The sequence below is a fragment of the Paenibacillus sp. An7 genome (genome assembly GCF_009870785.1).
Classification (GTDB): Bacteria; Bacillota; Bacilli; order Paenibacillales; family Paenibacillaceae; genus Paenibacillus.
The window spans coordinates 19,668-34,419 of record NZ_WTWX01000007.1; the positions used below are offsets into that span (position 1 = coordinate 19,668).

Genomic DNA, 14,752 nt, shown 5'->3' on the forward strand with positions numbered 1-14,752 from the left:
CTGCCAGTCTTTTAAGGGTAGTCAGAAGGCCTGAAAAGTTGTAACATGTAATGTGGTCATTTTCATGACAAGCACTGTATTTTAATCTAAACCATTGATATGAAAAGACAGGTGATCATAGATCCATGCAGCGTTATTTTATTGAACCAAATCAGCTGGAGGAACATCAAGCCATCATTACTGGCGACGATGCAAGACATATTACAAAGGTAATGCGCGGCAAGCCAGGGGATAAGCTGATCGTAAGCAACGGAATTACAAAGGAAGCGCTGACTGAAATCTCGGAGATCGAAGCTTCACAAGTAACGGTGTCTATCCTAGAGTGGCTGCCTATGGACCATGAACCTAAAGTTTCGGTAACCATTGCCCAAAGCTTGCCTAAAGGGGACAAGATGGAGCTTGTCATCCAGAAATGCACCGAGATTGGAGCCGCTGCGTTTATTCCTTTTGTCTCGGAGCGAACCATCGTACAGTATGATGCCAAGAAAGAAGGCAAACGTCTGGAGCGCTGGCGGAAAATTGCCAAAGAAGCAGCCGAGCAAAGCCATCGCAACAAAATTCCGGAGATTACAGAATCAAAGTCATGGAAAGAGCTTTTGGCTTCTTTTGAAGACTATGATCTCGTATGTTATTGTTATGAAAAAGAACAAGGATTGCAGCTGCGCGATGTGGTGAAGCCGTTCGCTGACAAACTAAAAGCAGATCCAAGTCTAGATCCGCGTGTTCTTGTAATCGTGGGCCCAGAAGGCGGATTTACTACAGGTGAGTCTGAAGCAGCAGAAGCTGCTGGAGCGAAGTCAGTTGGATTAGGTAAACGAATTTTGCGTGCAGAAACGGCTGGGATACTGGCTTTAACATGTATCTTATATGAAACTGAGGAAATGGGAGGAATGTAATTATGCCATCCGTGGCGTTTTACACCTTGGGTTGTAAAGTTAACTTCTATGATACTGAAGCCATTTGGCAACAATTTAAAGATGCAGGGTACGAGCAGGTAGATTTCGATTCTCAGACAGCCGATGTCTATCTGATTAACACGTGCACGGTTACGAACACAGGTGACAAAAAGAGTCGGCAGATTATTCGCCGCGCTGTTCGCCGTAATCCTGACGCTATTATTGCAGTAACAGGTTGCTATGCACAAACTTCATCAGCTGAGATTATGGATATTCCTGGAGTAGACCTTGTTGTAGGTAACCAGGACCGTGATAAAATCATCCCGTACGTCAACCAAATCAAGCAAACTCGTGAGCCGGTTAATGCAGTACGGAATATTATGAAAACACGTGTGTTTGAAGAAATGGACGTACCTGATTTTGCAGATCGTACCCGGGCATTTTTGAAAATTCAAGATGGGTGCAACAATTTCTGTACGTTCTGTATTATCCCATGGGCAAGAGGGTTATCTCGCAGCCGTGATTCGCAGAGTATTATTACGCAGGCTCATCAGCTCGTAGAAGCCGGATACAAGGAAATTGTATTAACCGGTATTCATACAGGCGGTTATGGTGATGATTTGGACAATTATGACTTGTCGAGTCTTTTATGGGATTTAGACCGTGTAGATGGTCTAGAACGTATTCGGATTAGTTCCATTGAGGCTAGCCAAATCGACGATCGTATGCTCGATGTGCTAAACCGCTCTTCGAAAATGTGCCGCCACTTTCATATTCCGCTCCAAGCGGGGGATGATAACGTCCTGAAACGGATGCGCCGTAAGTATACGACAGAACAGTTCTATAACAAAATGTTGCGTATTCGTGAAGCCATGCCGGAAGTAGGGATTACAACGGATGTAATTGTTGGTTTCCCGGGGGAAACAGATGAAATGTACCGAAATGGATACGAACTCATGAAAGCCATCAATTTCTCTGAGATGCATGTGTTCCCTTATTCCAAACGTACAGGTACTCCGGCTGCGCGCATGGAAGATCAAGTAGATGAAGAAGTGAAGAATGCACGCGTTCAGGAACTTTTACAATTATCTGACTCCATGAAGCTGGCTTATGCTCAGAAATTTGTGGGCGAGGTGCTGGAAGTTATCCCGGAAGGAAACGCTAAAGAAGGCAGAGTCAGCGGCAGACTGCATGGATATAGTGATAACTACATCCAAATGGAGTTTGACGGTTCTGAAGAACTTGTAGGTCAGCTGTGCCGTGTCAAAATGACGAAGGCTGGTGTGGACGCAAGCGAAGGACAACTCGTACGTGTGATGGAAAACCAAGCTGAGATTATAATATAAAAAAGATGGCAAGGATTTCACTGCTTAGGAAGAGGAACCACCTCGATCCCTAGGTTGCTGAAATCCTTGTTTGTCCAAAGAGAGGAGAATCGACATTATGGCAGCTAAAGAAATTTCAGCGGGTGGAGTCGTATACCGAAATACAGAAGAAGGTCTTGAAATTCAATTGATCGTAGACAGATATGCTAAAATCTCACTGGCAAAAGGAAAAATGGAGCCAGGGGAAACGATTGAAGAAACGGCACTGCGTGAAATTCAGGAAGAAACAGGCATGATCGGCAAAATCATTGAACCCGTAGATGTCATTAAATATACGTATGAACATGCTTCTCTTGGAACCGTGGATAAAGAAGTTCACTATTACCTCGTAGAAGCACTAAGTGGAGATTTGCAGCCACAGGTTGAAGAAATTAAAGGTGTCGCATGGTATAAACCGCTGGAAGCTTGGGAAAAGCAAAAGCAAAATGGCTACGATAACAACGATAAAATTTTGAAGCAGGCCCTTCAAAAGCTTGGTATTGAAGTAAAGTAGCTGATAAAAGCAGGCGGTATATTTCGGGTACGAAATGTTTTCACCTGTAAGATGTTTTATTGGAAAAATGTTTTCTGGGTGCAAAAGAAATGCCAGGTGTGTTTATTTTTGCTCTAAACGATCCCATATTTTAAGATAACAGAGCGGCAGGGCGAGCAGGGAACATACGATATTAAAAATGGTCTGTGCATGTGCAATCTGTGCTCCGGGATCACTGGTGAAATAGGCAGCTGCTTCATAAAGCCAGTGAATCAGCGGGATAAACAGCAGTGCTCCTGAGACATTTAGCAAGACGTGAGACCAAGCGACAAAATGACCGGCTCTGCTTCCTCCGGCTGCGGCCATGACCGCGGTAACACAGGTTCCGACATTGGAACCGAGTACAATCGCGATACCCACTTCTGGGGGGAGTACACCCGAGCTGGCAAGTCCAATGGCCATGCCGATCACTGCTGCACTGCTGTGTACAATCGCGGTAAGACATGCCCCGGCGATCACGCCCCACCAGACGCTATGACTCGCCTGGTGAATAAACCAAGGGAAAAGCCCTCCTTGTTCCAAGGCGGGGCCTGCTTTTTGCATGACAAATATACCTAACATAACAAGGGAAAAGCCTGCCCCTGCAAGAAGCACATACTGGATGTTCCATATCGAAGCAGAAACACGTCTGCTTGCTTTTGTTTCTCCTAGCATGACGGTTATAGCCCAGGCCCCCAAAAAGAAAAGTAACATCGGTAAAGCGTATTTTCCAATCTGGAGACTCAACAGTTCCGTGGTAATACAGGTACCAATATTACTGCCGAGAATAATACTGAGTGTCCTCGCGTAACTCAGAAGTTTCGCGTTAACTAAACCAATGGTCAGCACTGTGACGGCTGTACTGCTTTGAAGCACAGCCGTAATTCCTGTACTGAACAGCATACCCTTAAGGGGAGTGGAAGTAGCCCGTTCCAAAGAAGTGGCAAGAGAACGTCCGCCTGCCTTATGGAGAGAGACTTCCATCAGTTTCATCCCTGCGAAGAACAGGATAAGACCATAAATGAGTGGGAACACAACAGATCTAATCATAGGGGCATTGCACCTTCTCTCGCACGACTTGTCTCTTCTTCCATCTTATGTACAATAAGGGACGACCATGACAAGCAGGGAGAGCTCTTCATGAGATCTAGTTTTGATTGATAAAAGGAGTTGTACGTATTTTGGCATCTGTAGTCCTTACGAAAAGCCGTAAGAAACGTATTGAACAGGGACATCCCTGGATATTTAAAAATGAAATAGAGTCGGTAGAAGGTCAGCCCGAGCCAGGCGAACTGGTAGAAGTGAAAAATCATCAAGGCCGTTATCTTGCTACCGGTTATTATAATCCTGCTTCACAAATTACAGTGAGGGTAGTATCTTATGAACCCATTACAGCGATGGACAAAGACTTTTTTGTAAGTAGATTTGAGCAGGCATTACAGCACCGGGAACGTTTCGTAACGGGTGGTAACGCATATCGCTTGATTTATGGAGAAGCGGATTTTGTACCAGGTTTAACCGTTGATCGATTTGGAGATGTACTTGTTGTACAGCTGCTAACGCTTGCTATGGATCAGTGCCGTGATGTAATTGTAGAAGCTTTGGTTGAAGTAGTGAAACCAAAAGGGATTTACGAGCGCAGCGATGTAGGTGTTCGAGAGCTGGAAGGATTGGAACAAGTCAAAGGGCTGCTCTATGGGGAATGTCCGCGGCATGTAACCGTAACTGAGAATGGACTGCTTATCAAAGTCGACATCGAGCAAGGACAAAAGACGGGTTATTTCTTTGATCAACGCGAGAATAGAGCTGCCATTCAGCCGCTGATGAAGGGCTGGGGTCATCGAAGTGGAATTACTTTGCAAGAAGTAGAAAAAGACGGAGAAATGACACGTGTACCTGTGAATAAAAGTGGAAAAGAAGTTACCTTCCCTTATTGGGATGGAGCTACGGTTCTCGAATGTTTCTCACATACAGGCAGCTTTACGCTGAATGCTTGCAAATATGGAGCGAAACAAGTGACTTGTCTTGATATATCAGAACATGCCATTGAGAGTGCACGTGAGAACGTGAAGCTGAATGGCTTTGAAGACCGTGTTGAATTCGTGGTGGATGATGCGTTCCAGTACTTGAGAAATCAAGTCAAAGGGCTTGAAGAACGTGCAGAACGTGCGAAAGCCGATAAAAAAGTCGACACTTCCAAAGCAATGACCGCAGGAGGCGGACGAACGTTTGATGTTGTTATCCTTGATCCTCCAGCTTTTGCGAAAACACGAGGCGCAGTAAAAGGCGCTGTTCGTGGATACAAGGATATTAATCTGCACGGAATGAAGCTTGTCAACGAAGGCGGATATCTTGTCACTGCAAGTTGTTCTTATCATATGCGCCCAGATCTGTTCCTTGAAACCATTCAAGATGCAGCTGCAGATGCGGGTAAAATTCTGCGTCTGCTAGAATGGCGTGCAGCGGGTAAAGATCATCCGCAAATTTTAGGGGTAGATGAAGGACATTATCTGAAATTTGCCATCTTTGAAGTGCGTTCTAAATCATAAATAAGAATCAGCCGCAAGCGGTTAGATGAGAAAAAAGCATCTGTCTACTCTTTATTTCTAAGAGTAGCAGGTGCTTTTTTTGCATAGAGCCTGCTTCACTGGCTTCTATTACCAAACGCATGTTCCTATTCCCAGAGGTATGGTATACTGAATGACAGAATGTTAAAAGCATGTTAAAGGAGCATATTGAAAGATATTCTCCTGTTTTCATAGATATTATCATAGATATTTTATAGATCGGTTAGAGATGAATAATTAATATTTCACACATAAAAAAATGAGAGAAAGCGAGGGGTGACCATTGCCTCTTCATATGCTTATAGGCCGTGCAGGCACTGGAAAAAGCAGTACAATCATTAAGGAGATCACGGAAGAACTTCGTCAGAATCCTGGAGGGAAACCCATCATTCTGATTGTTCCTGAACAAGCCTCCTTTCAGACAGAGACAACACTGATTCGCTCCCATGAGATTAAAGGCTCAGTCCGGGCTCAGGTACTCGATTTTCGCAGACTTAGTTACCGGGTTATGCAGGAAACGAGCGGTTCTGCACTGATTCCCGTTGGTTCAGAAGGTAAGAAAATGCTGCTGTACAAAATTGTACAACGGCGCAAAGACGAGCTCAAAATTTTCTCCGCATCAGGTGGTCAGATGGGGTTTGTAGGGCATTTAAACAATCTGTTTGCCGAACTGAAACGCTATGGAGAACCGGAACGGGCTATTAAAGAAGAGCTTAAAAATGCAGAACAGCTTCCGGGAGCAGGAACGATTTTACGTCATAAAATGCATGATATTGCTGCCATCTATCGTGATTTTGAGGACGAAGTATCTCGTTTTCATATGGATGAAGAGGATACACTTGTGAAACTTGGTCATCAGCTTCCTGAGTCGGATTATGTGAAAGACGCAGATATATGGATAGACGGGTTTCGCAGTTTTACTCCGCAGGAACTTGCGGTGATTCGGCAGCTGATTATTCATGCTAGATCTGTAACCATTGCCTTAACCCTGGACCGTCCTTATGGCGAAGGGGAACAACCACAGGAGTTAAACCTGTTCTATCCGTCGGCTTCCGCTTATATCAAGCTGAACGGGATAGCATCAGAACTTGGTGAATCCACTCGTACGACGGTACTTGCACCGGAGAAATCGCCGCGTTTTGCTTCTTCTGCACTTGCTCATCTAGAGTCAGGATTTGAGAAGCGAAGAGTGATGCCAGCAGGCAAGGATGACGGCGGGATTGAGATTCGCAGTGCTGCGAACAGCCGAGTTGAAGTGGAAGGGATGCTAAGAGAGATAGGACGACTTGTACGTGAAGAGAACGTCCGTTACCGGGATATCGCGGTCCTGGTGAGAAATATAGAAGCTTATGAAAATATAATATCCCCTCTCTTCCAAGATTACGATATTCCTTATTTTCTCGATAAACGCAGAGATGAACTTCATCATCCATTAGCAGAATTCTTGAGATCAGCAATGGACATTGTGCGGCATCGCTGGCGGTATGAGGATGTATTCCGTGCGGTCAAGACCGATCTGCTTCTTCCACTTGATGGCTCAGTCAGCCGTTATCATATGGACATACTCGAGAATTATGTGCTTGCAAGCGGGATCTCTGGATATCGGTGGACGGATGGGAAACCGTGGAGAGCCGCCCCAAGCTTATCTTTGGAAGAAGAAGAAGGGGCAGAGGCTCAGCGTGAAGAGGCAAGCCGTGAAACGGTTCAGATGCTTGAAAGGTGCCGAGAGGTGATTACTTCTCCGCTGTTTGCTTTTGAGAAAAGAGTCAAAAAAGCAAAAACAGCAAAAGAGTTCTGTTCGGCTCTATTTTTGCTTTTGGAAGAGGCGGAAATTGCAAATAAACTTGATGCACGAAGTCATGAGGCGCTCAAGACAGGTAAGCCGGAAAAAGCACGAGAACATCGCGGGATGTGGGGAGCGGTGCTTGAACTTTTGGATCAAGTCGTAGAAATGATGGGCGAAGAAAAAATGGATGCAGAACTTTTTGCCGGCATTTTGGAAACAGGCTTGTCAGAGCTGAAACTCGGTTTAGTTCCGCCTGCTTTGGATCAAGTTCTCGTAGGTTCCATGGACAGATCCCGCACAGGAAACGTCAGCCATATTTTCATCCTTGGAGCAGTTGATGGGGTGATTCCGCAAATACAAACAGAGGATGGCGTCCTCACGGAAACCGAACGGGCAGCTCTCACTGAATATGGAATGCAGCTTGGCCCCGATATAAATCGGAAGATGCAGGATGAACGTTTTCTAATCTACAGTGCTTTTACTCAGCCAAGCCATAAATTATGGATAAGTTACCCTCAAAGTGATGAGGACGGAAAGGCGCTTCATCCATCTGAAATGATTCGTTATTTGAAACGGATGTTTCCGGAGCTAAAAGAGAAGACATTGCTGGACGAACCAGCGTCAAGCGATTCATCGGAAGAACATGAGCAGTATATAACACATTCAGATAAGACCATGGCTCATTTGATCAGCCAGCTTCGAGAATGGCGCAGGGGTCAGGCAATACCGGCTGTTTGGTGGGATGTATATAATTGGTATTTATATCAGCCGGACAAGCAGATACGACTCGAGCGAATGCTTGGATCTGTTTTCTATGAGAACCGGACAAGGTCTCTAACTAAGGCTACCAGCAGGAAGCTGTATGGTAACAAGCTGAAGACAAGTGTTTCTCGTATGGAACGTTTTGCAATGTGTCCATTCTCTCACTTTGCTTCACATGGACTGAAGCTGAAAGAGCGTCAAGTCTATCGCCTGAAAGCACCGGATATCGGACAGTTGTTCCATGCGGCGCTGAGCAAGATGGCAAGCCGGCTTAAAGAGCAAAATCGGAATTGGGGCGCACTGACCAAAGAGGAATGTGTACAGGAAGCAGAAGCAACGGTAGATGTACTTGCACCTCAGCTGCAAGGTGAAATTTTACTGAGTTCAGCTCGGTATGGATACATTTTTAGAAAGCTAAAAAACATTGTCAGCCGAGCTTCCATCATCTTAGGAGAACAGTCGAAACGCGGGAATTTTGAGCCGCTGGCACTCGAACTCGATTTTGGACCAGATAAATTGCTGCCGCCGCTTACATTCGAATTGGCAAACGGAGTTGTCATGGAGATCGTGGGGCGGATTGACCGTGTAGATGTAGCAGAAGGAGAATACGGAGATATTTTACTTCGAGTGATTGACTATAAATCCAGTCAAACGGATCTTAAACTACATGAAGTATTCTACGGATTATCGCTCCAGATGCTTACGTATCTTGATGTGCTGTTAACCTATGCCGAAGAGTGGATCGGAACGGAAGCACATCCTGCAGGAGTACTTTATTTCCATGTGCATAACCCTCTTTTGACTTCAGCCAATGCGCTGGCACAAGAGCAGGCAGAACAAGAGCTTTTGAAACGATTCAAAATGAAAGGGCTGCTGCTAGCCGACCGGGATGTGGTGGCGAAGATGGACAACACGCTGGAAAAAGGATACTCCTCTATTTTACCTGTGGCCGTTAAGGCAGATGGAGGTTTCTACAGCAGCGCTTCCGTAGCAACCGAAGAGCAGTGGGGCCTACTGCTGGGCTCTGTACGAAATACAATTCAAGAAATCGGATCAAGAATTACCGAAGGTGAGGTTGGGATTGAACCTTTCCGAATGCAGCAGGAAACCGCATGTACATTTTGTCCATTCAAATCCGTGTGTCAGTTTGACGAGGGTCTGCCTGGGAACGAATATCATCTCATTCGAAAGCCTGCTAAACAGCAGGCATGGGATCTATTTCAGCATGAAGGGGGAGAAGAAGAATGAGAAGTATACCTAAACCGGAAGGAAGCTTTTGGAGTGATGATCAGTGGAAAGCAATCTCTTCGTCCGGAGAAGACATGCTGGTGGCTGCAGCTGCCGGCTCAGGGAAAACAGCAGTGCTTGTCGAGCGCATCATTCGTAAGATATCAGATGAGAATGCGGGATTTAGTGTAGACCGTTTGCTCGTAGCTACATTTACCAAGGCAGCAGCTTCCGAGATGCGCGAGCGGATCCGGGATGCACTGGAAACAGCGCTTGAGAAGCAGCCAGAGAACGAACATCTGCGCCGTCAGCTGAGTGTGCTCGGCCGAGCTTCAATCACAACCCTTCATTCATTCTGTATGGAGATTATTCGCCGATATTATCAGCAGATTCCGCTGGACCCAGGATTTCGTATTCTGAATGAATATGAAGCAGAGCTGATGCGTCAAGAACTGCTGATGGAACTGTTTGAACAAAAATACAGTGAAGAAGGCGAAGGAAGTACCTTCCGCAGGCTCGTGGATTGGTTCAGCGGTGAGCGCAGTGATGATGCAATGTACCGGCTTGTGCAAAAATTGTACGATTTCTCGCGGAGTCATTCATGGCCATCTTATTGGCTTGAGGAAATGGCAGCTTCCTTCCGTGTGAATTCAGTGGAGGAGCTGGGTCAGTCCACTTGGGTGAAAAGTATTATGCGTGATGCGGAACTTGCTCTGGGCGGCGCGGTCCTTTTGCTTGAGCAGGCACTGCGTATCGCCAAAGAACCGGAGGGTCCTGCAGCTTATGCAGAGACATTTAACAGCGATCTTGAAATGGTGAACGAACTGCTTTCCAGGGTGAAAAATGGTGCTTGGGATGAACTATATGATGTTTTCCATCAATCGGAGTTCGGCAAGCTGAAGGCGGTCCGAAAGGGACAGGCTGATCCTGGTCTGCAAGAGAGAGCAAAAGAGCGCAGAGAAGCTGCCAAAAAGACCGTTATGGAACTAAAAACGGCTTTATTTGGTCGTACACCCGAACAGTTTTTTGATGAAATGAATAAAGCGGCACCTCTTATGGAAGAGCTGGCATCTGTCGTTAATCAATTTGCTCGTGTATTTACGGAAGAGAAGAAAGCGAGAGGTGTGGTCGATTTCAGTGATTTAGAGCATTACGCGCTCCAAATCTTACGAGATGCTGAATCTACACCAGAACAGATCATTCCATCGGATGCAGCATTAGAGTATCAGCAGCAATTTGATGAAGTATTACTTGATGAATATCAAGATACAAATACAGTACAGGAAGATATCGTAAGCTTAATCTCTCGTAAAGAACCCGGAAACCGGTTTATGGTGGGGGATGTAAAACAGAGTATTTATCGTTTCCGTCTAGCCGAGCCAGGACTCTTCCTGGATAAGTATCGCCGTTATGATACGGAGGGCGAAGGTGATGGCCTTCGGATTGATCTGGCACGGAATTTCCGCAGCCGGCTTGAAGTTGTAAGTGCCGTAAATATGCTGTTCAGACAGATCATGAATGTAGGCGTGGCTGAAATTGAATATGATGATGCAGCTGCTTTATCATTTGGAGCCTCTTTTCCTGATGTACCAGAGGACGGGCGATACACACCCGAACTTATCCTGATTGACAGGGCCGGTTCGGAAGTACCGGAACAGCCTGAGAATGCAGGGGAAGATGGAGCTGCGAATGAAGTTATAGAACAGCTTGAGATGGAGACAGCAGAGCTCGAGGCAAGGGTCATTGCTGCCCGTATTCATGAAATGGTTGGCAATACCGGAAATCCGCTTCCTGTCTATGATAAGAACACGAAAGAGATGAGACCTGCAAGATATGGCGATATCGTCATTCTCCTGCGCTCTGCTCAGCTGTGGACTCCGCTTATTATGGAACAACTGAAGCGGGAAGGTATTCCCGTAATCGGTGATCAAAACAAAGGTTTTTTCCAGGCAACTGAAATTGAGATCATGCTTTCATTACTGCAAGTCGTGGACAATCCTCAGCAGGATATACCGCTCGCATCTGTACTTCGTTCTCCAATTGTAGGTCTAGATGAAGAGGAACTTGCTGTCATTCGGCTTGCAGGTAAACGGCTTTCTTTTTATGATGCTATGTGCAACACTATCGATAATTTGGAGAAAGAAACCGGAACAAATCTAGAGAAAGAAACAAATGAGTTTAGTCACAACGGGCACATATCCAGTAAGAAAACTGATGATATAGAGCAATTAGAGGCACAGATGACTCTTGATCTCGGGATAAAGGAAGCAAGCGCAGCACTTGAAGTGGTCGAGACCCTAGGCGATCCAAGGACTGATGATCATATAGAAGAGAGTCAGTCTGATTCTTTACCGTTCAAAACAAATCTGCTTCGCAAACTAACTGCATTTTCTGATTTTCTAGAAGAGTGGAGACATGAGGCGAGAAGCGGCAGCTTGAGCGAATTAATCTGGCGTATATACCGGGATACCGGTTACTTGGATTGGGTCAGCGGTTTGCCGGGCGGAGTGCAGCGCAGTCGTAACTTGAAAGCTCTCTATGATCGTGCAAAACAATATGAGAATTCCACAGCGAATCGAGGATTGTTCCGTTTCCTTACTTTTATTTCAAGACTCAAGGATAACGGAGGAGATCTCGGCGCAGTAGGTATTGCAGCGGATACAGAAGGATCGGTCCGCATTATGACCATCCACCGGAGTAAGGGGCTCGAATTCCCCATCGTCTTTGTCGCGGGCATGTCCAAAATGTTCAATCAACAAGATTTGAATGCACCATTTATGATGCATAAAGAGCTTGGATTTGGCCCAAGGTTTGTGGATGAGGAGAACAGGGTCAGCTATCCTACGCTTGCAAGCCTTGCCATCCGTAGACGGGCTCATGCGGAGTTATTAGCTGAAGAAATGCGGGTGCTTTACGTTGCTTTGACACGTCCTAAGGAAAAAATGATTCTTATTGGCACGGTAAAAGATGCCGCTCAAAAAGCGATGAACTGGTCTCAGATTCAAAATCATCAGGCGCTTCTGCTTCCAGAAACACTGCTGGCTTCAGGACGGAGCTATATGGATTGGATCGGCCCCGCTGTGTTCAGGCATCCAGATGCATGGCATCTGCGTGCGCTTGCAGGAATCGGAGATGAGGAAATGGGCAGAGATTTAGGGCAGCCCGGTATGTTTGTACAAGATGATTCAAGATGGCGTATTTCCGTATTGTCTGCAGAATCTGTATCTTCTTCCTTGGATGCTTCTATGAACGAAGCCGCGGATGAAATAAATGAAGATCGGCAGCAGGTCACTCGTGCGCTAATGAATCTGTCACCTGTTGAGACGTCCGTTTCTAGAGAATCCGAAAACCAAAAAAGGAAAATTGATGAGGTGCTTAGCTGGACTTATCCATATACGGCTAGTGCCCATACAGCAGCAAGTACATCGGTGACGGAGATGAAAGCACTCCTTGCGATGCAAGAGCATCCGCCGCTGGGGCTAATAGAAGAGAAGATTCTTCATGAAGAAAACAACAGACTTGCTGTAAATGATGAATTTACTTTGCATTTGCGTAGACCGAAGTTTATGGAAGAATCCAGGTTAACGGGGACGGAGCGCGGAACGGTCTATCATACCTTAATGCAGCACGTACCCGCTGAACCCGGATTAACGGTCAGCACAGCTAAGGCAGTCATTGCTAGTTTGGTAGAGCGTCATATCTTGCTTCCTAATCAGGCTGAAGCGATTGATCCGGTTCAAATTGTACGTTTTTTCGAAAGTGAACCGGGTATGGCTTTGATAGAAGCAGAAAAGACGGGCTGGGTGAGAAGAGAAATGCCGTTTAGCTACGGACTTCCTGCAGATGAGACTCTGCTTGATTTTCATCATCATTCGTCTATAGAAGAAGAGAATCGGATGAAACCGAGTATCCTCCACGGAGAGACAGTACTCATTCAAGGGATTGTAGACTGTCTATTTGAAGTGGGAGGCAAACGAATTTTGCTAGATTACAAGACCGATAGAGTACTTGAGCATCGGGGCGGGATCGACACCCTTGCAAAGGGCTATGAGTTTCAGCTTGATCTTTATGCAAGAGCTTTACGAGATATTTTAGGTTATGAGATAGATGAGAAATGGCTTTATTTTTTTGATGCAGATACGGCAGTAAAGCTCTAGGAAAATGAGGGCAAAAGGAGTAATGAACAAATGCGAATATTGCACACGGGAGACTGGCATTTCGGAAAAACACTGGAAGGCCGCAGTCGGTTAAAGGAGCAGGAGCAGTTTGTGGACGAGCTGGTTCGACTTGCGAATGAGGAAAAAGCAGATGCCATTCTTATGGCAGGCGATGTATATGATTCAGTGAATCCTCCAGCTGCTGCTGAGCAGCTCTTCTATGACGCTGTCGCTAGGCTGACCTCTGAAGGAAGACCACTCGTCGTTATTGCAGGAAACCATGATCAGCCTGAACGGGTGGCTTCGGTATCCCCCCTTGTAGATGGAAGGGGAATTACACTGGTCGGTTTACCCACTTCCGATATTATTACGATGCATGCCCAAAGAACCGGAGAAATCGCTAAAATTGCGGCACTTCCTTATCCCTCTGAATCCAGACTTAATGAATTGTTTACGGAGGATGGAGACGAGCAGGGTATGCGGCTTGCCTATAGTGAACGAGTGGGGCAGCTCATGAGGCATTTAGGTAATAGCTTTCAGCCCGATACAGTAAACCTGTCTATGGGTCATATTTATGTGCTTGGGGGACTTGAGAGTGACTCAGAAAGACCAATACAAGTCGGCGGTGCTTATACAGTGGATCCTTCTGCCTTGTCTATAGGAGCGCAGTATACGGCGCTTGGACATCTTCACAGGCCACAGCTTGTGAAAGGAGAGGGGATGATTCGTTACAGTGGATCACCTTTATCTTATAGCTTTTCAGAAGCAGGTCAGACGAAATCAGTAGTGATGGTTGATGTTTCACCTGGTCAGCCGGCTATAGCTAATGAAGTGTATTTAAGCAGCGGCAAACCTTTAGTGCGGTGGAAAGCCCGCGGAGGTCTTGCTGAAGTATACCGCTGGCTTGAGGAAGAACGGGACAAGACAGCTTACATTGATCTGGAGATATCCCTGGAAGAAGCAATGTCGATTGCAGAGATTCAGAAACTCCGTAAAAGCAGGGAAGGAATTATTCATATTCGGCCGATTTATCCAGAAACGATCACTTCCGAGATGAATGAAGCAAGGTCCGAACTGCCGGTACATGAAGTTTTTCGAAGATTCTACCAGCGGCAGACGGGCGGGGCAGTACCGGACGACCAGCTGGTGAAGTTGTTTTTGGAACTCGTTAATGAAGATGACGGCCATGCAGGGGAAGGGAGTGACTCTGAATGAGACCAGTCAAACTTAAATTATCTGGACTTCAAAGTTACCGAGAAGTACAGGAGATTGATTTCAGAACGCTGACGGAAACGGGGCTGTTTGGAATTTTCGGACCCACCGGCAGCGGAAAATCAACCATTCTTGATGCCATTACGCTTGCGATGTACGGTAAAGTGGAAAGAGCTGTGAATGGTACGCAGGGAATTATGAATCAGGCAGAGGATACCTTGTTTGTATCTTTCACTTTTGAACTCCAGT

The 14,752-nt window shown here is 46.0% G+C and carries 9 protein-coding genes; 8 read left to right on the top strand and 1 reads right to left on the bottom strand.

Annotated features, from left to right (window positions below; all coding sequences use genetic code 11):
• Positions 1 to 125: 125 nt before the first annotated feature.
• The 3 genes from GQY27_RS10555 to GQY27_RS10565 all read left to right on the top strand — a co-directional run bounded on the left by GQY27_RS10555 (position 126) and on the right by GQY27_RS10565 (position 2,774).
• A complete protein-coding gene (locus tag GQY27_RS10555) occupies positions 126 to 896 on the top strand; it encodes a 16S rRNA (uracil(1498)-N(3))-methyltransferase (protein WP_160034092.1) in 771 nt (256 codons plus the stop codon).
• Positions 897 to 898: 2 nt separating this feature from the next.
• On the top strand, positions 899 to 2,242 hold the full coding sequence (mtaB, locus tag GQY27_RS10560; RefSeq protein ID WP_160034094.1) for a tRNA (N(6)-L-threonylcarbamoyladenosine(37)-C(2))-methylthiotransferase MtaB: 1,344 nt from the start codon (positions 899 to 901) through the stop codon (positions 2,240 to 2,242).
• Positions 2,243 to 2,336: 94 nt separating this feature from the next.
• Positions 2,337 to 2,774 carry an NUDIX hydrolase gene (locus GQY27_RS10565; RefSeq protein ID WP_160034355.1) on the top strand — a complete coding sequence of 146 codons (438 nt, stop codon included), beginning with the start codon at positions 2,337 to 2,339 and terminating at the stop codon, positions 2,772 to 2,774.
• Positions 2,775 to 2,876: 102 nt separating this feature from the next.
• Here GQY27_RS10565 and GQY27_RS10570 read toward each other — a convergent pair whose 3' ends face one another.
• Positions 2,877 to 3,842 carry a Na/Pi cotransporter family protein gene (locus tag GQY27_RS10570; RefSeq protein WP_160034096.1) on the bottom strand — a complete coding sequence of 322 codons (966 nt, stop codon included), beginning with the start codon at positions 3,840 to 3,842 and terminating at the stop codon, positions 2,877 to 2,879.
• Between the two features lie 131 nt (positions 3,843 to 3,973).
• Between GQY27_RS10570 and GQY27_RS10575 the strand changes: the two genes are divergently transcribed.
• The 5 genes from GQY27_RS10575 to GQY27_RS21710 all read left to right on the top strand — a co-directional run.
• Entirely contained in the window at positions 3,974 to 5,341 is a 1,368-nt protein-coding gene (locus GQY27_RS10575) for a class I SAM-dependent rRNA methyltransferase (RefSeq protein ID WP_160034098.1), read from the top strand.
• Positions 5,342 to 5,642: 301 nt separating this feature from the next.
• Positions 5,643 to 9,155: a helicase-exonuclease AddAB subunit AddB gene (addB, locus tag GQY27_RS10580; RefSeq protein WP_160034100.1), complete on the top strand. Its 3,513-nt coding sequence runs from the start codon at positions 5,643 to 5,645 to the stop codon at positions 9,153 to 9,155.
• Positions 9,152 to 13,291 carry a helicase-exonuclease AddAB subunit AddA gene (gene addA / locus GQY27_RS10585; RefSeq protein ID WP_160034102.1) on the top strand — a complete coding sequence of 1,380 codons (4,140 nt, stop codon included), beginning with the start codon at positions 9,152 to 9,154 and terminating at the stop codon, positions 13,289 to 13,291. The genes addB and addA overlap by 4 nt, the downstream gene beginning before the upstream one ends.
• A 30-nt stretch (positions 13,292 to 13,321) precedes the next feature.
• Positions 13,322 to 14,506 carry an exonuclease SbcCD subunit D gene (locus tag GQY27_RS10590; protein ID WP_160034104.1) on the top strand — a complete coding sequence of 395 codons (1,185 nt, stop codon included), beginning with the start codon at positions 13,322 to 13,324 and terminating at the stop codon, positions 14,504 to 14,506.
• Positions 14,503 to 14,752: AAA family ATPase (locus GQY27_RS21710; RefSeq protein WP_236570558.1), on the top strand; the 250-nt coding region annotated here is incomplete at its 3' end. The genes GQY27_RS10590 and GQY27_RS21710, both read left to right, overlap by 4 nt.